23 protein-coding genes are annotated in these 23504 nt (G+C 62.5%); 15 read left to right on the top strand and 8 right to left on the bottom strand.

The window, feature by feature from the left end; genetic code table 11:
• Positions 1 to 70: 70 nt before the first annotated feature.
• Positions 71 to 967, top strand: coding sequence for a LysR family transcriptional regulator (locus tag M8997_RS16280; RefSeq protein ID WP_250015311.1), 897 nt, complete (start codon positions 71 to 73; stop codon positions 965 to 967).
• On the opposite strand, the gene M8997_RS16275 is transcribed toward M8997_RS16280, so the two are convergent.
• On the bottom strand, positions 964 to 1392 hold the full coding sequence (locus tag M8997_RS16275; RefSeq protein WP_250015310.1) for an META domain-containing protein: 429 nt from the start codon (positions 1390 to 1392) through the stop codon (positions 964 to 966). The genes M8997_RS16280 and M8997_RS16275 overlap by 4 nt on opposite strands.
• 133 nt (positions 1393 to 1525) lie before the next feature.
• Here M8997_RS16275 and M8997_RS16270 point away from each other — a divergent pair, with 133 nt between their 5' ends.
• Complete coding sequence (locus M8997_RS16270; RefSeq protein WP_250015309.1) at positions 1526 to 1750, top strand: hypothetical protein; 225 nt, start codon at positions 1526 to 1528, stop codon at positions 1748 to 1750.
• A gap of 162 nt (positions 1751 to 1912) precedes the next feature.
• On the opposite strand, the gene M8997_RS16265 is transcribed toward M8997_RS16270, so the two are convergent.
• Positions 1913 to 2056: a DUF1127 domain-containing protein gene (locus M8997_RS16265; RefSeq protein WP_250015308.1), complete on the bottom strand. Its 144-nt coding sequence runs from the start codon at positions 2054 to 2056 to the stop codon at positions 1913 to 1915.
• Between the two features lie 138 nt (positions 2057 to 2194).
• On the opposite strand from M8997_RS16265, the gene M8997_RS16260 reads away from it, so the two are divergent.
• The 7 genes from M8997_RS16260 (at position 2195) to M8997_RS16230 (ending at position 8331) form a co-directional block, all read left to right on the top strand.
• Positions 2195 to 3571, top strand: coding sequence for an amidase (locus M8997_RS16260; RefSeq protein WP_250015469.1), 1377 nt, complete (start codon positions 2195 to 2197; stop codon positions 3569 to 3571).
• Between the two features lie 106 nt (positions 3572 to 3677).
• On the top strand, positions 3678 to 4949 hold the full coding sequence (locus M8997_RS16255) for a glycerate kinase (RefSeq protein ID WP_250015307.1): 1272 nt from the start codon (positions 3678 to 3680) through the stop codon (positions 4947 to 4949).
• Between the two features lie 136 nt (positions 4950 to 5085).
• Positions 5086 to 5304, top strand: a complete 219-nt coding sequence (locus tag M8997_RS16250) for a hypothetical protein (protein WP_250015305.1) — start codon at positions 5086 to 5088, stop codon at positions 5302 to 5304.
• 463 nt (positions 5305 to 5767) lie between these two features.
• Entirely contained in the window at positions 5768 to 6118 is a 351-nt protein-coding gene (locus M8997_RS16245; RefSeq protein ID WP_252597210.1) for a hypothetical protein, read from the top strand.
• A gap of 284 nt (positions 6119 to 6402) precedes the next feature.
• Positions 6403 to 6606 (top strand): hypothetical protein, encoded by a 204-nt coding sequence (locus M8997_RS16240; RefSeq protein ID WP_250015301.1) that lies wholly within the window; start codon positions 6403 to 6405, stop codon positions 6604 to 6606.
• Between the two features lie 151 nt (positions 6607 to 6757).
• Positions 6758 to 7783, top strand: a complete 1026-nt coding sequence (locus M8997_RS16235; protein ID WP_250015299.1) for an LLM class flavin-dependent oxidoreductase — start codon at positions 6758 to 6760, stop codon at positions 7781 to 7783.
• A gap of 164 nt (positions 7784 to 7947) precedes the next feature.
• The gene (locus M8997_RS16230) at positions 7948 to 8331 is read left to right on the top strand and encodes a hypothetical protein (protein ID WP_250015297.1); all 384 of its coding nucleotides are present in this window, start codon (positions 7948 to 7950) and stop codon (positions 8329 to 8331) included.
• A gap of 36 nt (positions 8332 to 8367) precedes the next feature.
• Here M8997_RS16230 and proC read toward each other — a convergent pair whose 3' ends face one another.
• The 3 genes from proC to M8997_RS16215 all read right to left on the bottom strand — a co-directional run bounded on the left by proC (position 8368) and on the right by M8997_RS16215 (position 11520).
• On the bottom strand, positions 8368 to 9189 hold the full coding sequence (gene proC / locus M8997_RS16225) for a pyrroline-5-carboxylate reductase (RefSeq protein ID WP_250015295.1): 822 nt from the start codon (positions 9187 to 9189) through the stop codon (positions 8368 to 8370).
• Between the two features lie 71 nt (positions 9190 to 9260).
• On the bottom strand, positions 9261 to 10562 hold the full coding sequence (locus tag M8997_RS16220; RefSeq protein ID WP_250015292.1) for an O-antigen ligase: 1302 nt from the start codon (positions 10560 to 10562) through the stop codon (positions 9261 to 9263).
• Positions 10531 to 11520: a glycosyltransferase family 2 protein gene (locus M8997_RS16215; RefSeq protein ID WP_250015289.1), complete on the bottom strand. Its 990-nt coding sequence runs from the start codon at positions 11518 to 11520 to the stop codon at positions 10531 to 10533. The genes M8997_RS16220 and M8997_RS16215 overlap by 32 nt, the downstream gene beginning before the upstream one ends.
• A 112-nt stretch (positions 11521 to 11632) precedes the next feature.
• On the opposite strand from M8997_RS16215, the gene M8997_RS16210 reads away from it, so the two are divergent.
• Genes M8997_RS16210 through M8997_RS16200 form a run of 3 tightly spaced genes read left to right on the top strand, consistent with a single transcriptional unit; the run spans position 11633 to position 14416 of the window.
• Complete coding sequence (locus M8997_RS16210) at positions 11633 to 12805, top strand: glycosyltransferase family 4 protein (protein ID WP_250015287.1); 1173 nt, start codon at positions 11633 to 11635, stop codon at positions 12803 to 12805.
• Positions 12798 to 13562 carry a WecB/TagA/CpsF family glycosyltransferase gene (locus M8997_RS16205; RefSeq protein WP_250015285.1) on the top strand — a complete coding sequence of 255 codons (765 nt, stop codon included), beginning with the start codon at positions 12798 to 12800 and terminating at the stop codon, positions 13560 to 13562. Before M8997_RS16210 ends, M8997_RS16205 begins: the two co-directional genes overlap by 8 nt.
• Positions 13550 to 14416 carry a DUF6492 family protein gene (locus tag M8997_RS16200; RefSeq protein WP_250015282.1) on the top strand — a complete coding sequence of 289 codons (867 nt, stop codon included), beginning with the start codon at positions 13550 to 13552 and terminating at the stop codon, positions 14414 to 14416. The genes M8997_RS16205 and M8997_RS16200 overlap by 13 nt, the downstream gene beginning before the upstream one ends.
• On the opposite strand, the gene M8997_RS16195 is transcribed toward M8997_RS16200, so the two are convergent.
• Positions 14413 to 15666, bottom strand: a complete 1254-nt coding sequence (locus M8997_RS16195) for a lipopolysaccharide biosynthesis protein (RefSeq protein WP_250015280.1) — start codon at positions 15664 to 15666, stop codon at positions 14413 to 14415. The two genes, M8997_RS16200 and M8997_RS16195, sit on opposite strands and share 4 nt — an antisense overlap.
• Before the next feature lie 176 nt (positions 15667 to 15842).
• Here M8997_RS16195 and M8997_RS16190 point away from each other — a divergent pair, with 176 nt between their 5' ends.
• The gene (locus M8997_RS16190) at positions 15843 to 18032 is read left to right on the top strand and encodes a Wzz/FepE/Etk N-terminal domain-containing protein (protein ID WP_250015278.1); all 2190 of its coding nucleotides are present in this window, start codon (positions 15843 to 15845) and stop codon (positions 18030 to 18032) included.
• Between the two features lie 73 nt (positions 18033 to 18105).
• Here M8997_RS16190 and M8997_RS16185 read toward each other — a convergent pair whose 3' ends face one another.
• Positions 18106 to 19359: a sarcosine oxidase subunit beta family protein gene (locus M8997_RS16185; RefSeq protein ID WP_250015277.1), complete on the bottom strand. Its 1254-nt coding sequence runs from the start codon at positions 19357 to 19359 to the stop codon at positions 18106 to 18108.
• A gap of 223 nt (positions 19360 to 19582) precedes the next feature.
• Here M8997_RS16185 and folD point away from each other — a divergent pair, with 223 nt between their 5' ends.
• Positions 19583 to 20482 carry a bifunctional methylenetetrahydrofolate dehydrogenase/methenyltetrahydrofolate cyclohydrolase FolD gene (gene folD / locus M8997_RS16180; RefSeq protein ID WP_250015276.1) on the top strand — a complete coding sequence of 300 codons (900 nt, stop codon included), beginning with the start codon at positions 19583 to 19585 and terminating at the stop codon, positions 20480 to 20482.
• A gap of 33 nt (positions 20483 to 20515) precedes the next feature.
• Positions 20516 to 21478, top strand: coding sequence for a GlxA family transcriptional regulator (locus M8997_RS16175; RefSeq protein ID WP_250015275.1), 963 nt, complete (start codon positions 20516 to 20518; stop codon positions 21476 to 21478).
• A 174-nt stretch (positions 21479 to 21652) separates the two neighbouring features.
• On the opposite strand, the gene edd is transcribed toward M8997_RS16175, so the two are convergent.
• Positions 21653 to 23476, bottom strand: a complete 1824-nt coding sequence (gene edd, locus M8997_RS16170; RefSeq protein ID WP_250015274.1) for a phosphogluconate dehydratase — start codon at positions 23474 to 23476, stop codon at positions 21653 to 21655.
• Positions 23477 to 23504 lie beyond the last annotated feature (28 nt).

Below are 23504 nucleotides of genomic sequence, written 5' to 3'. Positions count from 1 at the left end.
CGAAACTTAGCACTCCCGGCTGTAGGAATAATCGGCTAGAATTCGGCAGGATAATACGGATTTTCGAACAATGGATCGATATGATGCGATGCGGGTATTCGTCAGGATCGTCGAAAGGCGCAGCTTCACGCTGGCGGCGCAGGATCTTGGCCTGCCCCGCGCGACAGTGACGGATGCGATCAAGGCGCTGGAGGCGCGGCTCGGAGCGCGCCTGCTGCAGCGAACGACGCGCCATGTGCGGCCGACACTCGATGGCGAGGCATATTATGGCCGTTGCCAGCGGCTGATCGCCGATCTTGAGGATGCGGAGGCGGCTTTTTCGAAAGGCAAGCCAAAGGGGCTGCTGCGGGTAGACGTCCAGGGAATGCTTGCGAGGACCTTCGTCATGCCCCGGCTCGGCGAATTTTTTGCCCTGTATCCGGAAATCGAGCTTCACATGAGCGAGGGCGACCGGTTTGTCGATCTCGTGCGGGAAGGGGTGGATTGCGTGCTGCGCGTCGGTGAACTCCAGGATAGCGAGATGGTCGCCCACCGTCTCACCGTCCTGCGCGAGGCCACATGTGCCTCTCCGGCCTATTGCCAAAGCCGCGGCGCGCCGCAGCGGATCGAAGACCTGGCGGGGCACGCCATGATCGGCTTTCGTTCATCGGCGACCGGGGCGATCATGCCGCTGGAATTCTCCGTCGAGGGCACGCTGCGCACTGTCACGCTGCCGGTGGCGATGACCGTCACGGGCGCGGAAACCTATTTCGCCGCCGCCCTTGCCGGCCTCGGCATCATCCAGGCCCCGCGCTATCGGCTGGAAAAATACTTCAATTCGGGCGAGCTCGTACCGCTCCTGCCGGACTATCCGCCGTCGCCCAGCCAGGTCTCGCTGCTCTATCCGCGCAGCAAGCAGCTCTCGCCGCGGCTGCGCGTATTCATGGACTGGATGGTGGAGGTCTTCCGTACGGTCGACTTGCCCTAAGCCCTGGTAAAGACAACCAGACGCTTGCCGCGCCGGTCCAGCAACACCAGTTTTTGCCGCTTCTTGTCGATCCGCCACGAGCGAACCTTTTCCATTGCCGCGAAGAATTTGCGTTCCTGAACCATCGCGGCAGGCACGCAGGCCATCCTCGTGCTTGCGATCGGCCCGAAATTGATCTTCCGGCCTTCGATTTTGGCTGTTCCACGCATGCGGTTGCAACCGCCCGAACCGCCTATGGCCCCGTCTTCGCGGATTTCGAGGATCGTCTGGAGCCGGTCGATCACGCCGGCGCCGCCGATGTCTTCGGCAAGCCATCGTCCCTGCAATTCCCGCGGCGCTTGGGATGGCTCGGCCAATACCGGCCGGCCGGAAAGCGCCATGAGGGCAATGACGACCGCAATGAATTTCCATGATCCCGATAACATGATGCGTGTTCCCCTGATCGCCCCGGATAGGCCGAGACTCGCCTATTCGCCGGTTTTCTGCAAATATAAAGCTGCGGCTGACGACCGAAAGCGACAATTACCGGGGTGGAGCCGCGCTCAGGGAGTGCGTGATGTGAGTAATACATCTCCTGAAAGTGGAGCCGATCAGGTTCAATTGACGGTCAATTGCCGTGATATTCTGCGCGAACGCTATCTGGACAAGGTGTCGTCCGTGCAATTGCTTTCCGTCTACCGGAAGGCCCTGGCCAATGGCTGGGGACTATCGCAGGTGCAGGAAGAAATAGACGGATTGCTGCGGAGGAAGGCGAGGGAGCTTGGCGACGAGCCGCCCTGCTGAACGTTTCGCCCTTGCGGCCGGATGTAACCTGATGTGACCGGACGGTTTTCTGCCATGCACGTTCGTTGCTGCGAACGGCTTGCAGGAACGTGCTGTTTTTCGCCTGACGCTGAGGCGCAGCCCCTGGAAAGACCAGAGGCTGGTCCCGCAAGCACTACCTGATCAATTGCAGGCCATCCAGGCGATGCGGCGGATGTCGGAGCGTGCGATGCCAAGATCGGCAAGGTTGCGGTCCGTGCAGACGCTCAACTCGTAGAGGTTCTGCCGGTATTGACGGTATTTCCTGATGCGGTTGCGAAGGCTCATGTTCTACCCCTTTATCGTTGACCCTCCCGCTGATAAGTCTCCGTCAATTCGGCCCGGCTGAAAACTGCAATTGTTGCAATGCAGCGTTGAGTCCAGTGCATGGCGCCTGCCGTTTTGACCGTGGCCGCGACAGCCGATATGAATATTCGCCCCGCCATTCGAGAGACCAAAGCCTTGCAATCCTTGAAGCAAACCGCGCGCGATCGTGTCGACGAAGTTCTCGGCGTCCTTGCCGGCCGCAATGGCGATGAGCGGATATTCACGCGCATCTATGCCGGGCGGGCGAGACAGGAGGCGGACGCCGCCGACCAGCGCCGGGTCGAGGGCCGGCCGCTCGGTGCGCTGGATGGCCGCATCGTCTCGATCAAGGACCTCTTCGATGTGGAAGGCGAGCCGACATTGGCCGGATCGCTGATGCGGCGCGAGGCGGAGCCCGCTGCTGCCGATGCGCTGGTCGTGCAACGTCTGCGAGCCGCCGGCGCGATAATCATCGGCAAGACATTGATGACGGAGTTCGCCTTCACGGCGGTCGGGCTCAACCCGCACTCCGCGCCGGCCGGCAATGCCGTGGATCCAGCGCGGGTTGCCGGAGGATCGTCGATCGGTGCGGCGGTGTCGGTGGCGGAAGGGACGAGCGATATTTCCATCGGCTCCGACACGGGCGGCTCGGTGCGCATACCCGCGGCGCTGAACGGTGTCACGGGCTTCAAGCCCACGGCAAGGCGCGTGCCGCTATCGGGCGCATTTCCGCTATCTCCGAGCCTTGATTCGATAGGTCCGCTGGCACGCAACGTGGCGGATTGTGCGCTGGCGGACGCGATCATAGCCGGCGAGCCATATCATCCGCTGCAGCCGCGCCAACTGGCCGGGGTGAAGATCGGCATACCGGTCGGCATTCCGCTGCAGGCGCTCGACGAGACTGTCGCCGGCGGGTTTGCCCGGGCGATCGCGCTTTGCGAGCATGCGGGCGCGTTGCTGGTGGAACACTCGTTGGACGACCTCATCGAAGCCATGGCGGAGGCGACGGCGATCGGCTCCATCGCCGGTATCGAGGCGAGCCGCGTCCATGCCGGCTGGCTCGAGAAGACAGGGCTCGATGTCGATCAGCGGGTGCAGCGGCCGCTGCTGCGCCGCCTTGGCGTGACGGAACGGGACTATGTCGCGCTGATGCAGAAACGCCGGGTGCTGGCGGGCGAAATGGATGCGCGGCTGGCGGAATTCGACTTTCTCGCCCTGCCGACGGTGCCGATCGTGGCGCCGACACATCAATCCGTTGCCGACGATGCGGTCTACAGGGAGGTCGAGGGCCTGCTCCTGCGCAATACGCAAATCGCCAACCAGTTCGACCTGACGGCCATAAGCCTGCCGATCCCCGATACGGAACTGCCTGTCGGGCTCATGCTGATGGCACGGCATGGCGCGGACGGACGGCTGCTGGCCGCTGCCGCCGCCGTGGAGACGTTGCTGTCCCAGCGGGGCCCAATTGGCCAATTTCATGCGGAAAAGCAGAAATAGCACTCGCATTTTTTCGCCGTGTGGTCAGGATGGGCCGCAATTCTGCCAGAGGAGTATCCCTTGAACCGCCATTATTCGTTCCTGCTCTGCATGGAAGCCTGAGCCTATGGATGACAGGAAGTTTTTTGAGGCGCTGTTTCGCGCGGCGGTCGACGCAGCGGACCCGGCTGCCACGATCGAGGCGCATCTGCCGGAGAAGCCGAGAGGCAGGACGATCGTCGTCGGTGCCGGCAAGGGCTCCGCGCAGATGGCGCAGGCCTTCGAACGGGCATGGAGAAAGCGCCATGGGGATGCGCCGATCGAGGGCGTCGTCGTCACGCGCTATGGCTTTGGCGCGCCCTGTGATGAGATCGAGATCATCGAGGCCTCGCATCCCGTCCCCGATGCCGCAGGGCTCGTGGCGTCGAAGCGGCTTCTCGACGCCGTTAGCGGCCTCAGCGCCGACGATCTGGTCGTTGCGCTCATATCGGGTGGCGGATCGGCCTTGCTGCCTTCGCCGCCGGAGGGGATGACGATCGAAGACGAGATTGCGGTCAACAAGGCGCTTCTGGCGTCGGGCGCGCCGATATCGGCCATGAATGCCATCCGCAAGCACCTTTCGACCATCAAGGGCGGCCGGCTCGCCGCTGCGGCACATCCGGCCCGCGTTCATTCGCTCATCGTTTCCGACATTCCGGGTGACAATCCGGCCTTTGTCGCCTCGGGTCCGACCATAGCCGATGCCACCAGCCGCGAGGATGCGCTGCGCTTCGTCGAGCGCTACAGGCTCGACCTGCCGGCGGCGGCGATGAAGCATCTTCGCTCGGAAGCAGCAGCAGCCCCGCAGCCGAACGATGCCGTCTTCAAGGGTCATGCGGTCGAGGTCATCGCCTCGGCAGGGGTTTCGCTGCAGGCGGCGGCCGATGCCGCGCGCATGGCAGGTGTCGAAGCATTCATCCTTTCCGACGCGATCGAGGGTGAGGCGAGAGAGGTCGCGCATGTCCATTCGGCTCTGGCCAAACATGTCGCCTTGCGCAATCAGCCCTTCGCAAAGCCGGTCGTCATTCTTTCGGGCGGCGAAACCACGGTCACCGTGCGCCACAAGGGCAAGGGCGGACGCAACACCGAATTCCTGCTCTCCCTCGCCATCGACATAGAGGGGACGGAGGGCATCAGCGCATTCGCGGCCGATACGGATGGGATCGACGGATCGGAAGACAATGCCGGGGCTTTTGCCGATGGCACCACGGTCGAACGGCTGCATGAAAAGGGGCTCGATGCCGCAGCTTTTCTCAATGGCAACGATGCCTGGACGGCATTTTCGGCCCTGGGCGATCTTTTCGTGCCCGGCCCGACCGGCACCAACGTCAATGATCTCCGTGCAATCCTCGTGCGCTAGGGGCCACGCGTCTGTCGCCATGATTGCCACCCTTCAGTCGCCATGATTGCCACCCTTCTATCGCCATGATTGGATGTACAACGGAAGCACCCCCGCATGCCCGTCTGATTCTGGGCCCACCACAAAGGAAAGCCGAATGCGCGCAGTTCCCATCCTTGCCGTTCTGTCACTCATAGCCATTGCCGGTTGCACGACCGCAATGAAAACGCCGGGTACTGCCGGCAAATCTCCCGTCACGGATACGTCCTTCGTGCCGCCGCCAAAGGAGCTGATGCAAAAGGCAACGCCGGAGAAGAAGCTTTCATTCGAAGAGAGCGTCGAACAGCGGCGCATCCAGACTGCCCGTCCGCAATAGGCGCGTTCTTCGTAGGCCGATCAGATGCCGCTTCCTCCGGGAGGCGGCATTTTCATTTCCGGGTGTGACGGCAATGGCAATGAAAGCTTTGAGAATGAAATGTCCTGAGACAGGAGCCGGGTCCTGAAACAACAAAACCCACCGCGGGAGGAGGTGCGGTGGGTTTCGTTGGTTATGGAGGGTCTTCTGGGAGGAGAAGAGACCATCCGTTTCGACGGATCGGGAGGAGGAGATACCGTCGAAAATTCCTGATCCAAAGATAGCGCAACGCAGATGAAATGACATAGACAATATTGCATAGCAGCATTGCGCCGTGTGCATCGCAACATGACCTGCGGTTGCACCCTCACATTGTCTTGATAATCGCCGAATGGAACATCTGCGCCACCACATCCGTTAATAAAGGGTTCGCATGGCGGCGATTTCCTGAATTTTTCCGGCCACGCGAGGAAAGGTCGGTACGATGCGCTACGGCAGATCAATCGCATTCGCGACAATTCTAGGCACCGCGCTTCTCGGCAGCGGAATGGCCGCTCATGCTTTCAGCATGGATGAGGCCGACAGCGGTACGAGCGAAATCTACAACAAGAAGTTCCAGCGCGCCGCGCTCCTCGAAGCGCGGGCCTATGTCTGCGGATCGGATTCCACGGCCAGCGAGGCTGCCATGCGCGCCGGCATGCAAGAGACCGGTCTGCCCGAAGACATCGCGGTCGAAGTCGTTTCGGATCTCGCCTCCGGCATCATCGACAAAGCGGTGAAGAACGGCAACAGGAAGCTGTGCGGCAAGGCAGAGGTAAGACTTTCAAAGCTTTGACAGGTAAAGCGACAGCATCTCTGGATACATATTTATTAAAGTTTTATTATATTTAAAACTTGCGTAGGCAGTTCACGAAGATTTTTGCTTGATAATACAAGCGACATGGAGACGAGAGAGATTTATTGTGATATCCGAAAAAAATATATTCTGGCAAAAGTGAGCGGCGTCGATTTTTGCAGAAACGGCAACAAGCAAGAACGCCATATTTTGTTGAACGCGGGTAGTATCCAGGGTCTCTGCGCAGATAGTCTTCGCAGGGACGTCCGGGGCGGGAGCATTGCATGAGCAAGCGTTTGGAGACATTGAAGGTCCTGAAAGAAGAACTTTCGAGGTTGTGCGCGCTCGCCGATCAGGAGGGGCTGGATATGATCGCCTACTTCATCGAAACGGCAATCCGCGAGTCGGATGAACAGCTCCAGGCTGAATTGCATCCGTTGCATGGATTGAATCTTGGTGCTGCGGCCAGCGGGGACAAGCGCCTCTGACGCGGCCGACGGGCCGGCCGATGGATCGCCTGTAGCCGAAGCCGCTCGGCGGCGTCCTCGAATGGCGAATTGAACCAGAGTTCAAAATTTATGAAGCATCAGGCGGGCCGCCACTTATTGCGCCGGGGAAGAGGCAGCCTATATTCTGGCAATGACCCCATTATCCGTTCTCGACCTTTCACCGATTGTAGTTGGCGGCAACGCGGCCCAATCACTCCGAAACTCCCTCGATCTCGCACGCAGCGCGGAGCGTGTCGGCTATAATCGCCTGTGGTTGGCAGAACACCACAATATGCGCGGCATCGCCAGCGCGGCGACAGCCGTCGTCATAGCGCATGTCGCGGCCGGCACCTCGAAGATACGCCTCGGCGCCGGCGGCATCATGTTGCCGAACCATTCGCCGTTGATGGTGGCCGAAGCCTTCGGTACGCTCGCCGCACTGCATCCCGGCCGCATCGATCTTGGCGTCGGCCGGGCGCCGGGCACGGATCAGCTGACCGCGCAGGCATTGCGGCGCAACCTCGATCAGGACATCAACGGTTTTCCCCAGGACGTGGTCGAACTGCTCGGTTATTTCCGCGAGCCCGAGGAAGGTCAGCGGGTGATCGCGGTCCCGGGAGCCGGCCTCGATGTTCCGGTGTGGATTCTTGGCTCGAGCCTCTTCGGCGCCCAGCTCGCCGCCGCGCTCGGCCTGCCCTATGCCTTCGCCTCGCATTTCGCGCCGTCGGATCTGGAACCGGCGATCGAGATCTATCGCGCGCGGTTCCAGCCCTCCGCCTATCTCGAAAAACCCTATGTCATGCTCGGTCTGAATGTGTTCGTCGCCGATACGGACGAAGAGGCCAAATTGCTGCAGACGTCGCAGCAGCAGGCCTTCGTCAACCTGCGCACCGGTCGGCCGGGCCCGCTGCCGCCGCCCGTCGCGGGCTATGAAGAGACGCTCGATCTCCAGGCACGGGCAATATTGCGCCACTCGCTCTCCTGTTCCGTGGCTGGCTCGCCGCAAACGGCGAAGGCCGGCGTCGAGGAATTCATCGCCCGTACCGGCGCAGACGAGGTCATGGTGACGGGAATGATCTTCGATCACGCCGCCCGCGTCCGCTCCTACGAATTGCTGGCGCGCGAGATGATCCAGTTGGCGGAACCGGCGCCGGCGGAGGCCGCCAGGGCGGGGTAGTCTTCGGCCTGGACACATTTTCGCCACGACATTGCCCCGAAATAACCTGATCGTCGGCAGGTTGAGGGCCAATTCCCCGCGTGAACTGCGCGAGTCATCAATGAATCGGACGTTGATGTCCTGATTCTGCATGATCGTTCGCCAATCACGTGAAAGGAATAACGATGCGAAAGATGATAGTGGCCGCGCTCTGTGCGGTCTTCCCACTGGCCACATCCGTGGCCTATGCACAGACAGCGACCCAACCTGCACCCAGCGCCACCGAGACGGCACCAAAGGCGGAAACGCCGGGTCAGAGCGCAGCTCCGCAGATCACGACGATCAACATCGTCGATATCAACGAGCTGCCGGAAGCTACGAAAACCCAGGTCAATGATGCCGTTGCCCAGCGCAGCGACAGCGATGTGAAGAAGCTGCGTTCCTCCATCGATCAATCGCCTGAGGTGACCGCAGCGCTGAAGGAAAAGGGGCTGACCTCCGAGGCGGTCGTCATCGCCAGCCTCGATTCCAAGGGGCTGCTCACGCTCGTGACCAAAAAGCCGAGCTGATCGCTATCCGATAGCTGACCCGGTGGTCGCGGCGGTCTACGCCGCGCCGGAACCGAGTTCAATGGCGCGCTGATGGGCGGCGGAAACGGCCTCGGCCATGAGCTGCTTCAGCTTGTCGTGGCCCATCAGGACATCGAGAGCCGCAGCGGTCGTGCCGCGCGGGCTCGTTACCTGTTCGCGAAGCAGCGTCGGCGAATCCGCGCTGGAGGCGGCGAGCGAGGCTGCGCCATAAACGGTCTGCATGGCGAGGAGCCCAGCCGTTTCGGGCTCGAATCCCACGGCGATCGCCGCTTCGGTCAGGCATTCGATGAAGTGGAACACATAGGCCGGGCCCGAGCCGGAGACCGCCGTCGCGGCATCGATCAGGCTTTCATCCGCTACGGATGCCACTTCGCCGCTCGTCTTCAGCAATTCATCGACCAGCGCCGCATCGGTGGCATCGACATGGCTGTTGCGGTAGGTGACGATCATGCCCTTGCCGATCGCCGCCGGGGTATTCGGGATGGTGCGGATGATGGCGGTACCCGTTCCGAGATGATCTTCGAAGAACCCGACCTTTATGCCCGCCGCGACGCTGACGAAAGTGGCACTTCCGGCAAAGCGCTTGTAGGCCGGCAGGACATTGCCCATGACCTGCGGCTTGACCGCGACAATGATGATGCGGGCCGGATAGTCTTCGGCGAGGGCCGCGACATCGGCGACGGCGGCGACACCGAGCGTCGCCGCGCGTTCGCGCAGAGCATCCGCCGGTTCGACGACGGCGATCTGCTCCGGCTTCAGGATGCCCGCGGCGAGCCAACCCTTGAGCATGGCGAAACCCATATTGCCGCAGCCGACCAGAACCAGATTACCGTCCATTTTTGTTCTCCCAGATGAATCGGGTGCAATTTGATGCCTAAGCCGGCGGTGGTCAACTCAAGCGCCGCCGATTAGGCGGAACGAGGCAATATGACCTGCCTTGCGGTAAGCCGCAGGCCGAAGGTCGCCATGACCACCAGCAGCCAGACCGGATCGGCGCGCCGGAAGAAGAAGCTTTCGAGAAATGCGTTCATCAGCGCGAAGGTCAGGCACATCATGAAGAAATCGGCGAGGAAGATATTCTCGCGCTTCTTCAGGCAGCGGACATAATCGATCAGCGGCAAAAGCACCAGCACCAGCATGGCGCAGACGAGTGCCGGGATACCCATGGCGATGGCAATGTCGAGATAGCCATTATGGGCATGAACGATGCCGCGCACGTCCCAATCCAGATAATAGGGGTTTTCCGCCTGTTGCACGACGGGCGCTTCCCAGAAGCTTTCGAGCCCGTAGCCGCGCCAGGGCGTATCGGCCAGTTTCTCCAGCGCGAACTGCCAGATCGAGGAGCGGCCGGTGAATGTGGCATCGACGCCGAGATTGAGCAGGAAATCGCGCGCGCCGGGGAAGAACACGGTGCCGATGGTGAAGTAGAAGAAGGCGAAGAGGACGAGGGCGATGATCAGCGCCGCGATCAGGCGAAGGCCCATCAGGCCGGGCAGCATCACGAGCAGGATCACCAGCGGCACGAGCGCCGTCGAGGTTTTCGAGCCGGTATGGGCGACGAACACCAGCGCCAGCAGCAATATGGCGATGCCGGGCTTCAGCCAGCGGCGGCGGATCAGGTAGATGCCGGCGAAGACGAAGGCGGCCATGACCGGCGCGGCAATGTTCTTGTGGGCGAAGATGCCGCGCCAGAGGCCGGCGTGCTGGGCCTCGACCTCCGCCGCCGTATGTCTGGCAAGGTCGGGGACGACGGCAAGCCCGACATAGGACAGCACCAGGACGGCAATGCCCGCGATCGAGAGGACGAGGGAGAAACCATCGCCATCGCGCGGCAAGGCCAGTACCGCGATGATGCAGAGCACGCCGATCAATGTGAAGATCACGGCGCGCTGCGCCGCGGCCGGATCGACGGCGATCAGGGTGGAATAGAACAGGAAGCCGAACATGAGCGCCCAGAGCGGGCTTGCGAGGCAGAGCAGCCGGCGCGGATCGGCCAGCCCGATCATCGCGATGATGGACAGGCCGCCGAGAGCGCCGAAGCCGAGCTGGTTGACGAGATCGCCGCCGCTGCCGGCAGCGGCAGTGCTGGCCGGCTGGAAAGGCCGGAACGAGATGATGAGCACGCAGAGGACCAGCGCCGCGATCAGGCTTGCGGCGAGGCGAAGCGGGATCGCCTTTTCAATTCTTTTCAGGCTGCCGGTATTGCTCATTCGAATATCCGAAATCCGCCAGCACGCGCCCAAGCCCGATATAGATGGGATAGGCGCCAATGGACAATGATCCTGATTTGAGCGCCGCCACGGCGCCCCTTGCCGGCGATGCGGCGAGGAGCGCCAGGCTCTTCAGCGTCGTCTTCGTGCGCCCGAAAGCGCCGCCGGCATGCTTGCGCCGTTCGATAAGGCTTGAAATCACGCCGTTTCGCAGCGCGCGCGCCCTGATCCAGCTCGCCTCGACACGCCGTTCGGGCACTGTCTCGTAGACCGGGGCTTCGGCGCACCAGGCAAGGCGGAAGCCGCGGCGAACGCTGCGGTCGATGAAATCCGAATCTCCGCCGCCCATGAAGTTGAAGGCGAGATCGAGAAATGGAAACGGCATCGCCTCAAGGACATTGCGCCCGATCAGGAGGTTTCCGGAGGAATAAAGGATCGGAACTGGCCCGGTTTGCGAATAATGCGGGCGAAAAACCGGATGCGATGCGAAGGATTGGTGCTCCTTGCGCGCGAATATCGGGATTTGCGGGCCGCCGACGAAATCGACGCCGAAAGCTTCGCGCGTGGCGCAGAGGTTTTCCAGCCAGTTCGGATCGGCGATCTCGTCATCATCGATGACGACCAGCGAGGAAAAGCGCGGAAAGACCGCAAGCGCCGTCCGCCAGCCGGCATTATAGGCGTTACAATTGCCGCGATCATGGGCGATGATCAGCAGGCCGGGGATCTTCCCGCCGGCAAACAGCTCGAGCGCCGCTGCCGCGCCGTCCCGCCGCTCGGCTTCGTTTTCCATGACGATCACGGCAAAGCGCCTGCGCGTCTGCTGGGCTTCGAGAGACGCCAGTGTCTTCAGCAGATGTTCCGGTCGCTTGAAGGTCGGGAGCGTCACCACGACCTCGATCTTCTCCGGTTCCAGCCCGGGCGATTGCGCCACGATGGAAATATTGTCAGGCAGTTGCATCGAAGATCGCGCCCAAAACTATTTATCCGTTATTTATCTTCACAGGGTATAGACGCCACTTGTTCAATAATTCATTACGCGCCGAAGAAAGCGCGGCGAGAAAACAAGATCGATGAATGTTTTGTTCGTAACATCTCTGGTTCCAGACGAAAACCCTACCACGGGCTACGAGATTGCCAACAAGGCGATCATCGACGGCCTGGTGCGCCTTGGCGTCAAGGTGACCGTGCTCGGTTTCATCTGGCCGGGGAGCAAGCCCGCCGATCCCGCGCAGACGATCGTACTCGGCGAGGTCGATGTCCGTAACGAAACGGCGGGCATCTTGCGCAAGATCGGGTGGATAGCGAAGGCATTTGCCACCGGATTGACGGTTTCTTCGGTCAAATTGCGGGTGGTTTCGCGCCGGGATCTGCGTGCAGCCATGGCACGGGCCGAACCCTTCGATTTCTATATGCTGAACGGAGTTCCACTATCCGGAACTTTCGAAGACTGCTTCAACGACCGGCCGCAAATGTTCGTTGCGCATAATGTCGAGCACCGGTCCGCCGCCGAAAACGCGCAGGCTGCCACCAGCCCCATCCAGAAATTCCTGTTTGGCCGCGAGGCCCGGTTGCTCGCCGGGCTGGAACGCCGCCTGTGCGACCGTGCGGCGTTCGTCTTCACGCTTGCCGAAGAGGATATTGCAGCGCTCGGTCTCGCCGGCAGCGACAAGGCGGCGGCACTGCCGCTTGCGACCGGCACCGTGCCGCCGCGCCAGGGCCCGCGCCGCATTGAGCGCGACATCGGCCTGATCGGCACATGGACATGGCAGCCGAACAGGATCGGGCTCGAATGGTTCCTGCGCGAGGTCGCGCCGCATCTCGATCCTCAGATCCGCGTGACGGTGGCCGGGGCGACGCCTGCCGACCTCAAGGCCGCATGGCCGAAGGTCGAATTCGCCGGGCGCGTGCCGGACGCGAAGCAGTTCGTGCTAGGCTCCGCCGTCATTCCGCTCATCAGCAGGGCAGGGACCGGGGTACAGCTTAAGACGATCGAGACGTTCGAACTCGGCCTGCCGAGCGTTGCGACCTCGCTTTCGGTCCGCGGCATCGCCGGCGTTCCGGCCAATTGCACGGTCGCCGATGATCCACGCACCTTCGCCGCTGCCGTCAACCGGCTGGTCGCCCGCTCCAGATCCGGAGAGAACCTCGATTGCGACGGAACGTCGTTCCATGCCGCGCAGGTCGAACGGCTCGACGCGCAACTGCGGCTTGGGCTGGCAAGACTGGAACAGTCGAATGGATGACAACGGCCCGATACCGGGGCGCCTGATCCTCGGCGTGCCGGTAGCGCCTCTGCGCCGGGACGAGGCGATCGCCGAGATGGCGGAGCGGATTTCATCGCGGCAATTCACCCGCGTGACCTGGCTCAACGCCCATAACGCCAATCTCGCCTGCGAGAACAGCGAATTTCGCTCGGTTCTGCAGGATTTCCTGGTCCTGCCGGATGGAATCGGCGTCGATATAGCTTCGAAACTGCTGCATGGCACGCCATTTCCGGCCAATCTCAACGGTACCGATTTCACTCCGGCGCTGCTGCAGGCGCTGCAACAGCCGCTGCGTATCGGCCTCATCGGCGCCCGGCCGGAGGTGGTGAAGCGCGCGGCGGCTAAATTCCGCGAGCTTGCGCCGCAGCATGAATACCGCATCATCAGCGACGGGTTTTTCACCCCCGCCGACGAGCCCCGCCTGTCGCAGGCATTGCAGGACTTCGCCCCGCATATCCTGCTGGTCGCCATGGGCGTTCCCCGGCAGGAATTGTTCATGGCGCGGATGCTCGGCCCGCAACATTGCATCCTGGCCTTCGGTGTCGGCGCGCTCTTCGATTTCATGGGCGGCGCCGTGCCCCGCGCCCCGGCCCATATCCAGCGCCTGCGGCTGGAATGGGCCTACCGGCTGATGCAGGAGCCGCGGCGGCTGTGGCGGCGCTATATTGTCGGAAACCCGCTTTTCCTGATACGCGTGCTTCAGGCGAAATTGAAGGGCGTCAAATGGGTTCAGTAGCGGTGGTAACGGCGAGCTATGCTCCGGATTTCGAGCGTTGCCGGCTGTTATGCGAGACGATGGATCGTTTCGTGACCGGGCACGGCAAGCATTACATCCTGGTCGAGCACCGCGACGTCGCCCTGTTCAAGCAGCTCGAGGGTCCACGCCGCCAGGTGGTGGACGAGCGCGACCTGCTTCCCGGCTGGATCAGGCCTTTTCCGGACCCGACAAATCTGGGTCGCCGCAGGCTCTGGCTCTCGCCGCGGACGATGCCGCTGCGCGGCTGGCACGCACAGCAGCTGCGCAGGATAGCCATTGCGTCGCATCTTGAGGACGCCGCCCTGTTCTATGTCGATTCCGACGTCACATTTCTCAAGCCGTTCGACTGCGCGTCGCTGTGGCGCGGCGGCGATCTGCGGCTGTTCCGCCGCGATGGCGACCTGCTGCGGCCGGTGCCGGGCGATCAGCGCATCTGGTCGACCAATGCCGGAAAGCTGCTCGGCCTGCCGGTGACGAGTGCAGAGGGCCATGATTATGTCGGCACGCTGATCGCCTGGCGGCGCGAGACCGTGGTCGACATGTGCAGCCAAATCGAACGACTGTCGGGCCGGCACTGGATTGCAGCCATCGGCCGCGAGCGGCGTTTTTCCGAATGTATGATCTATGGGCGCTATGCGGATGAAGTCGTCGGCGGAGAAGGATTTTTCCACGATGGGGCGGAATTGTGCCGCATCCACTGGTTCGCGCCGGCACCCACGGATGAGGAACTTCTCGCCTTCGTGGCAGGCATGGCGCCGCATCAGGTGGCCATCGGCATACAATCCTTCACCGGCGACAATACCGGGCGCATCCGGCGATTGCTGCGGCTCTAGACCCGGCGTGCCGACCGCCTGATGGCGCGATATGTCAGGATCGCCGAGAGCAGATAGAGCGCGGCAAAAACCGCATTGAGCCAGACCAGCCAGTCGTCGACGCCCGGCATGCGGGTCAGGAGCAGGTAGAGCAGGCCCGCCTTGGCGATGCCGAGAACGGCAAGATTGACCGCTCGAATGCCCGACTGGCCGCGCGCATAGAGAATTTCAGCCTGATATTCGAGGAGATTGCGGAAGCCCGGGACGAGCAGCACCAGCGGCAGCAGCGCAACGACGGAGGCGACATTGCCGCCCAGCGCCCGCGGGAAGAGATGCAGGAAAAGCGCCAATCCGCCGAGGCCGATCGCCGAGACGAGGAAAACGCCGGCTTCGAGGCCGATCCGCGTGGTGAGGGAGCGCAGCATGTCGGGCGTGCGCATCAGCTTCTGCACCAGCATCATGTTGAACGAGCGGATGGGCAGGGCGGTCAGATCGACCAGCCGCATGATGATCGAATAGACGCCGGCCGTCTGTGGACCGCCAATGGCCAGCACCAGCAGCTTGTCCAGTTCGGACTGCACATAGAACAGCACTTCCGCCCCTGCCACAGCGAAGGAGTCGGCGAGCCGCCGGCGATAGATCCGTGGCACCAGCCGCAGCCTGACCCTCGGATAGAAATAGATGATGGCGATCAGCAATGCGATACCATTGGCGCCGGCATACCACCAGCTCCAGGCCTCGAGGCTCGTGACCCAGGAGAAGGCGAAAAGCACGGCGGCGATTGCCCGCAGGGCGGTGCCGATGACGACGAGGATCGCGGCGCGGCCGAACCGGTTGAGGCCGTTATTGACGATGACGACGACTTCGAGCGAGCGCCAGAGCAGCGCTTCGGCACCGACGATGACGGCGAAAGTGGCGAGCGGCAGGCTCGAGCCGAAGAAGATCAAATGGGCGAGAAAAGCTGCCGCCAGGAAAAAGGGCAGCGACAGCACCACCGCGGCGAGGAAGCCGCCGGTATAGGCGCCGATCAGATGCGGCTTGACCGTCGCCACCCGGTAGAGCGGAGAAACGAAGCCGAAGGAAACGAGCCGGGACAGCATGACGCCCGTCGCCGAAGCAGTGGCGAAAAGACCGAATTCGGCAATGGTCAGCGTATTGGCGAGCGCCACGAAATAGGCGAGCGAAATGACGAGCCTGCCGGCCGAACCGCTGATCACCGAAAAATAATCGCGAATGATGCCTTGGTTGGCTTTGATGTGGCGCAGAACCAATTTCACTTCCTGCCTGAGGGCGGTTGGCTCATCTTGGACGAAAAGCCTTAACACCTTGTGCTCACGCAGCAATATCGGGCGGGACGATCGATGCCAAGCCTACCATTAACGAATTTTTTCCCATAGACTTTTATGATCGATTAACCGCGCATCGACGGTCTTGGAGTTCAATTCGAATGAGCAGTGGCGATAACGAGACGGCGAAGCGACGCTCGCTTCTCTCGTTTGCAAGTGAGGTCGAGGATCAGCGGGAGACGCCCGGCAACGAGCCGCGTGGCGAGGACAATCTCGACCATTACCGGCGCATGCGCGCTCTTCGCCTCGCGGCGGAAACGGATGCGGCGCCGCTGCCACTGCCCGAGATCGCGCCTTTTCCCGATTTCGATCCGGATGCGGATCAGCAATCGGCGGTAGACCGCATGCGCGCCGACATGGCCGCGATCAAGGCCGAACTCAACCGCCGCGTCGATGCGGCGGAGCGCCAGACCGATCACGTGCCGCCGCCGCAGTTCACACCGACCGAGTTTCAGCCCTTGCACGGCGACGAGGCTCCGGGTTGGCGACCGGACGCGGATCTGGAGCCGCGCAGCGAGGCGAGGGTTCCGACGCCGCCGGCGACGCCCGTTTACACGTCAGATCCCGTATACGCGCCCGTTCAAGCGCCGGCCCGGCCGGAAACCGATGACTGGAAGCCACTCATCGACCCCCGCATCGTCATCAACAGGGTGCTGCGCTCGAAATCGCTGATCCTCGCGACAACCATCATCGGCACGCTCATCGGCGTCGGCTATGCCATGACTTTGCCGAAACTCTATTCGTCGACGGTCGAGATGCTTGTCGATCCGCGCGATCTGAAGATCGTCGAAAAGGAGATCGCTTCCAGCCAATTGCCGGTGGATGCTTCGCTGGCGATCGCCGAAAGCCAGCTGCGTCTCATCCAGTCGAGCAGCGTCCTGACGAAAGTGATCGACAAGGCCGGTCTTGCGACCGATCCCGAATTCAACGGCGATCTCAGGGAACCCGGCCTGCTTTCCGCCGTGCGGGAGCTCTTTTCGTCCGACAGCACGCCGGACGCGACAACGCAGGAAACGCTGCTGCTGCGCAACCTCTACGATCATCTGAATGTCGAACGCAGCACCAAGAACTTCATCTTCAACATCACCGTCGAATCGCGCGATCCCGACAAGTCGGCCTTCATCGCCAATACCGTCTCCGACGTGTTCCGCGAGGAGCAGGCGAACATCCAGTCCGATACGGCGCGGCAGGCGACGGAGGCGCTGACGGCGCGGCTGAACGATCTGCGGCAGGGCGTCGAGGATGCGGAAAACGCGGTGCAGAAGTTCAAGGCCGACAACGACCTCGTCGATGTCCAGGGCCGGCTGATCAGCGACGACGAGATAACGCGCACCAATGACGAACTCACCGCTGCGCGCAACCAGACCATCCGCCTCAAGGCGCAGGCGGATTCGATCCGCAATGCGTCGGTGGAGGGTGTCCTTGGCAATACCTTGCCGGAGGAGTTCCGTTCCGGCGTCATCGTCGCGCTGCGTTCGCAATATGGCGCGCTCAAGCAGCAGGCGGACGGCCTTGCCACGAAACTCGGGCCGAGGCACCCGCAGCTGATCCAGGCGCAATCACAGGTGAGCGGCATCCGCACCGAGATCCGCAACGAGTTGCGGCGCATCGCGTCCTCGGTGCAGGTCGAACTCGACCGGTCGACGCAGCAGGAGCAGGAACTGGCGGGACGCCTTGCCCAGCTGAAGGCGCGCACCGCCAGCAACAATGAGGAAATGATCAAGCTGCGCGAGCTTCAGCGCGAGGTGACGGCGAAACGCGAGGTCTACGAGGCCTTTCTGCTGCGCGCCCGCGAAATGGGCGAGCTCGAAGGTGTCAGCACGGCCAATATCCGTGTCATTTCACCGGCGCGGCCTGCGCTGGAAAGCAGCGGCGGTTCGCGCAAGCTGGTGGCCATAGCCGGGCTGATCGGCGGCTTGCTGGCTGGCCTTGGCCTGGCCATGCTGCTCGGCATGATTGAAAGCTTCCGCGCCGGCAACCGGAGTGACGGGGATGGACCGCTCGGCCCGGCGCCGGATGGCAGCCGCGGCAGGAACGATGCAGGTGCGACCGCCGAACCCGGTTCACGTCTTGGCGCTGCGATAAGGCGGGCGGAGGCGAATTCTTCGCCGAGGGGCGATGCCTCGATGGAGGCGGACGACGCCGAGGCGGTGGCCGAATTCCTCTACGCCTATGGCGACGCACTTTTCGAGGCTAGGCCGCACGACAATACCAATATCGAGACGGCGCTCGAAAAGATCGCCCGGCTGCGCAAGGTGCTGGACGAGGAAAAGGACAGGCGGACCGCCTGACCGGGATGCGCCTGACACGCATACGCCTGACTGGGATGCGCCTGCCTGGCATGCGAATGTCGAATTCGTTGCATCAATGCAGGCGCGGCGTCGGTCCCTGGCCCTTGTCGTCGATGACATAGCCGCGATAGAACCGGTCGAGCCCGAACGGGACAGTCAGCGGATGCGGCTCGTCCTTGGCAATGGTCCACGCAAAGCATTTGCCGGAAATGGGCGTCGCCTTGAACCCGCCATAGCACCAGCCGGTATTGAGATACATGCCGGGCAGCGGGCCGGTGGTGATGATCGGCGAGCCATCCATGCTCATATCCATGATGCCGCCCCATGAGCGCAGCAGCTTCACCCGCGCCAGCGCGGGAATGAGCGCGACGAACTCGCTCATCACATCCTCGACGACGGGCAAATTGCCGCGCTGGGCGTAGGAATTATAACCGTCTATATCGCCGCCGAAGACGAGGCCGCCCTTGTCGGACTGGCTGAAATAGAGATGCCCGCCGCCGAAGGTCGCCACCGTATCGACGACCGGCTTCAGCGCTTCCGAAACGAAGGCCTGCAGCACATGCGATTCCAGCGGCAGGCGGTCTATGCCGGCGCGCCGCATCAGTTCGCTCGTGCTGCCGGCGACGGCGCAACCGACTTTCTTCGCATTGATCGGGCCGCGCGTCGTCATGACGCCGGTGATGCGGTCGCCATCCTTCATGAAGCCGGTGACTTCGCAATTCTCGATGATATCGACCCCAAGCTGGTCGGCGGCGCGGGCATAGCCCCAGACGACGGCGTCGTGGCGCGCCGTGCCGGCGCTGCGCTGCATCAACCCGCCGAGGATGGGAAAGCGCGCATTCGGACCGATATCGAGGCCGGGAACGAGCTTCCTGATCTGCTCCGGCGTCATGAGCTCGCAATCGATGCCGTTGAGGCGCATCTGGTTGCCACGGCGCGCATAGGCATCGAGCTGCGGCAGGGAATGGGCGAGGTTGACGACGCCGCGCTGGGAAAACATCACATTGTAGTTGAGGTCCTGGGAGAGCGTCTCCCACAGCTTCATCGAGGCCTCGTAGAAATGCTGGTTCTCGGTGAGAAGGTAGTTGGAGCGGATAGCGGTGGTATTGCGGCCGATATTGCCGGAGCCGAGCCAGCCCTTCTCCACCACGGCGATATTGCGCAGGCCATGCTCCTTGGCGAGATAATAGGCCGTCGCAAGCCCGTGGCCGCCGCCGATGATGACGACGTCATAGCCCGGCTTGGGATCGGGCTTTCGCCATGCGGGCTTCCAATCCTTGTTGCCGGTGAGGGCGTTCTTGAACAGGCTGAGGGCCGAATAGCGCATGAATATCCCCGGATTCGCTGCAGTCGCCCGGGATCATGCTCGGATTCCCGGATTTAGCCAAGTTCTATCGGGCGCAAACCCGGCCAGGCGGTCACATCATCGCATTGCTCTCGCGCGCCGCTTTCGCTATTGCGTCAGCAGACGCCGTTCTGGCGGTATTGTTTAAGCGCAAAATCAACAGAATGGCGATCAACCCGAGAGCGTGAAGTCCGAGGAGCGAACAATGGCGGTGACGATCAATGGCAGGGAAATTGCCGAGGACGTGGTTGCGAAGGTCAAAGCCTCTGCCGCCGAGCTGATAGCTTCCTCCGGCATCACGCCGGGAATAGCCGTCGTCATCGTCGGCGAGGACCCGGCGAGCCAGGTCTATGTGGCGTCGAAGGGCCGGAAGGCGCGGGAATGCGGCTTTCATTCGGTGCAGCACACCCTGCCGGAATCGACGTCGGAGGCGGAACTCGTCGCTCTTGTCGAGACACTGAACGCCGATCCGCTCATCCACGGTATCCTCGTGCAATTGCCGCTGCCGAAGCACATCGATTCCGGCCGCATCATCCAGACCATCTCCCCGGACAAGGATGTGGACGGCTTCCACTTCATCAATGTCGGCAAGCTCGGCACCGGCGAACTGGAGACGGCCTTCGTTCCGTGCACGCCTGCGGGCTCGATGCTGCTGATCGAGCGCGCACTCGGGCGCGACCTGTCGGGGCTCAACGCGGTCGTCATCGGGCGTTCGAACATCGTCGGCAAGCCCATGTTCAACCTGCTTCTGGCGCATAATGCCACCGTGACCATCGCTCACAGCAAGACGAAGGACCTTGCCGCCCTGTGCCGCACGGCGGACATTCTCGTTGCGGCGGTCGGCAGGCCGCAAATGGTGAAGGCCGACTGGGTGAAGCCGGGCGCCGTGGTCATCGATGTCGGCATCAACCGCATCGCCGCGCCCGAAAAGGGCGAGGGCAAGACGCGCCTTGTCGGCGACGTCGATTTCGCCGAGGCCGCAAGCGTCGCGAAGGCCGTCACGCCGGTGCCCGGCGGCGTCGGCCCCATGACCATCGCCATGCTCATGGCGAACACGCTGGTGGCCGCTTTTCGCTCGATTGGAAAAAAACCGCCGCGTTTCTGATTGCTCGGTTGTGGAGTTTTGCTAAAACAACGCATGGCCGAAACCCTGAAAGCTGGCAGGAACTTCGTATTTCTGCTGATCGATAAATTTCCCATGTTCAGTCTTGCCGCGGCCATCGACACGATGCGCACGGCAAACAGGATGGCCGAGAAGCCCTATTACAGCTGGACGACCGTTTCCGCGACGGGCGCGCCGGTGACTGCTTCCAACGGCCTGCAGATCAATGTCCAGCATGCGCTGGCCGACCTGCCGGCATCGGATATCTTCTTCGTCTGCGCCGGCCTGACGACGGAATTCGAGGACAAGCCGAAGGTCATCGCCGCGCTTCGCAGCATCGGCCGTCGCGGCGCCTCGCTCGGCGGGCTGAACATCGGCAGCTATATCCTGGCCGAGGCGGGCCAGCTCGAAGGCCACCGCTGCACCATCCATTGGGAAAACCGCGCAGGCTTCCAGGAGCGTTTCCCCGATATCGATTGCACCGGCAACGTCTTCGAGATCGACCGCAAGCGCTATACCTGCGCGGGCGGCACCACCTCCATCGATCTGATGCTGGAGATCATCCGGCAGGATTTCTCGCCCGCTCTCGCCAATGAAGTGGCAAACCAGTTCCATCATGAGCGCATCCGGTCGCAGACGGACCGGCAGCGTGTCGGCCCGGAGCGCGACCTGACGGGGAAATCGGAAAAACTGCGCAAGATCGTCGAGCTGATGGCCGACAATCTCGAACAGCCGAAATCCGCGGTCCGGCTGGCAAAGGCGGTCGGTCTATCCGTGCGGCAGGTGGAGCGGCTCTTCCTGCGTCATCTCAACATGACGCCGGGGCGCTATTACATGAGCCTGCGCCTGGAGCGCGCGCGTGAATTGCTGCGCCAGACCCATTCGCCCATCCTCGACGTGGCGCTGGCGACAGGCTTCACGTCGCATTCCTATTTCGCCCAAAGCTACAGGGCGCAATTCGGCCGCTCGCCTTCCGACGAGCGGCGCACGAATTATTGAGCAGTGGCTTCCTAGTGTGGTGGAATTGAAATACGCCTGACTATGGCGGCAGGGGCCGGAGCGTATTTCAATTCCGAAAACCACACTAGAAACATATAATTGCTGGTGACCCTATCGAATCTGAAGTTCATCTGACGCTGCTGCGGTAATGTAGTGATCTTCAGATTCGGGTCACTAGCCGAACACCGATGCGCCGGCATCCGCGCGTCCCACCGCATTGCGGAAGGTGGCGAAAAGCTCGCGGCCCATGCCATAGCTGTTATGGCTGAGGTCGGGCTCCGGCAGTGGTCGGGCCGTCAGCACCTCGACAGATTCCAGCACCTCCAGCGTGCCGGTCTCGGCGTCGAGCCGGATGAGATCGCCGTCGCGTATCCGGCCGATGAGGCCGCCATCGAGCGCTTCCGGCGTTACGTGGATCGCCGCCGGCACCTTGCCTGATGCGCCCGACATGCGCCCATCGGTGACGAGCGCGACCCGATAGCCGCGATCCTGGAGCACGCCGAGCGCGGGCGTCAGCTTGTGCAGTTCGGGCATGCCATTGGCGCGCGGCCCCTGGAAGCGGACGACGGCGACGAAATCGCGTTCGAGCCTGCCTTCCTTGAAGGCATCCTGCAGCGCCGCCTGGCTCTCGAATACGAGCGCCGGCGCCTCGATCACATGGCGTTCCGCCTTGACGGCCGAGGTCTTTATGACGGCGGTGCCGAGATTGCCCCTCAGCATCTTCAGCCCGCCCGTCGCCTGGAACGGCTCGGCACAGGTGGAGAGGACCTTCTTGTCGGCGCTTTCCTTCGGAATAGGGACGCGGATCACGCCGCCATTCTCGCCGAGCTTGGCTTCGATCGTATAGGCGCGCAGGCCTTCATTGCCGCCCCAGACCGTCTTCACGTCCTCATGCAGCAGGCCGGCATCCAGCAATTCGCGGATGATGTAGCCCATGCCGCCGGCAGCGTGGAAATGGTTCACATCGGCAAGGCCGTTCGGATAGACGCGCGCCAGCAGCGGCACGACGTCGGAAAGGTCGGAAATGTCCTGCCAGGTCAGCTTGATGCCGGCAGCCGCCGCCATGGCGACGAGGTGCATCGTGTGATTGGTCGAGCCGCCCGTCGCGTGCAGGCCGACAACGCCGTTGACGACACTGCGCTCGTCGATCATCTCCCCGACCGGCGTGAATTCATTGCCGAGCGCCGTGATGGCCAGCGCCCGCTTCGCCGCCTCGCGGGTCAGGGCATCGCGCAGCGGCGTGCCCGGATTGACGAACGACGCGCCGGGCATGTGCAGGCCCATGATCTCCATCAGCATCTGGTTCGAATTGGCGGTGCCGTAGAATGTGCAGGTACCGGGGCCGTGATAGGACTTCGACTCCGATTCCAGCAAGGCGTCGCGGCCAACCTTGCCTTCGGCGTAGAGCTGGCGCGTCTTCGCCTTCTCGTCGTTCGGCAGCCCGGTCGTCATTGGCCCCGCCGGTATGAAAACCGCCGGCACATGGCCGAACGACAAGGCGCCGATGACGAGGCCGGGCACGATCTTGTCGCAGACGCCGAGATAGACCGCCGCGTCGAACATATCATGCGAAAGCCCGATAGCCGTCGCCATGGCGATGACGTCGCGCGAAAACAGCGACAGTTCCATGCCGGGCTGCCCCTGGGTAACGCCGTCGCACATGGCCGGCACGCCACCTGCAACCTGTGCGACGCCGCCGGCTTCCTTGGCCGCCTCCTTGATCAGGCGCGGATAGGTCTCGAAGGGCTGATGCGCCGAGAGCATGTCATTATAGGAGGTGATGATGCCGAGATTGGGCACGACATCGCCCGCCAGCGCAGCCTTGTCGGAAGGGCTGCAGGCGGCAAAACCATGGGCAAGATTGGCGCAGGCGAGGGCCGTGCGCTTGGGCTTGCGCGACGCCGCCTCACGCAAATGATCGAGATAGGTGTCCCGCGTCGGTTTCGATTGTTCCCGGATGCGGTTGGTAATGCTCTTTATCCGCTGTGTAACGGTCATGGTCGGCTCCTAGTGGTGTTGCCCGGAC

The sequence above is a fragment of the Phyllobacterium sp. 21LDTY02-6 genome (assembly GCF_023554255.2).
In the GTDB taxonomy this organism is placed as follows: Bacteria; Pseudomonadota; Alphaproteobacteria; order Rhizobiales; family Rhizobiaceae; genus Phyllobacterium.
Note: the sequence above shows the minus strand (reverse complement) of the source record. Positions and strands in the feature narration are given on the sequence as shown.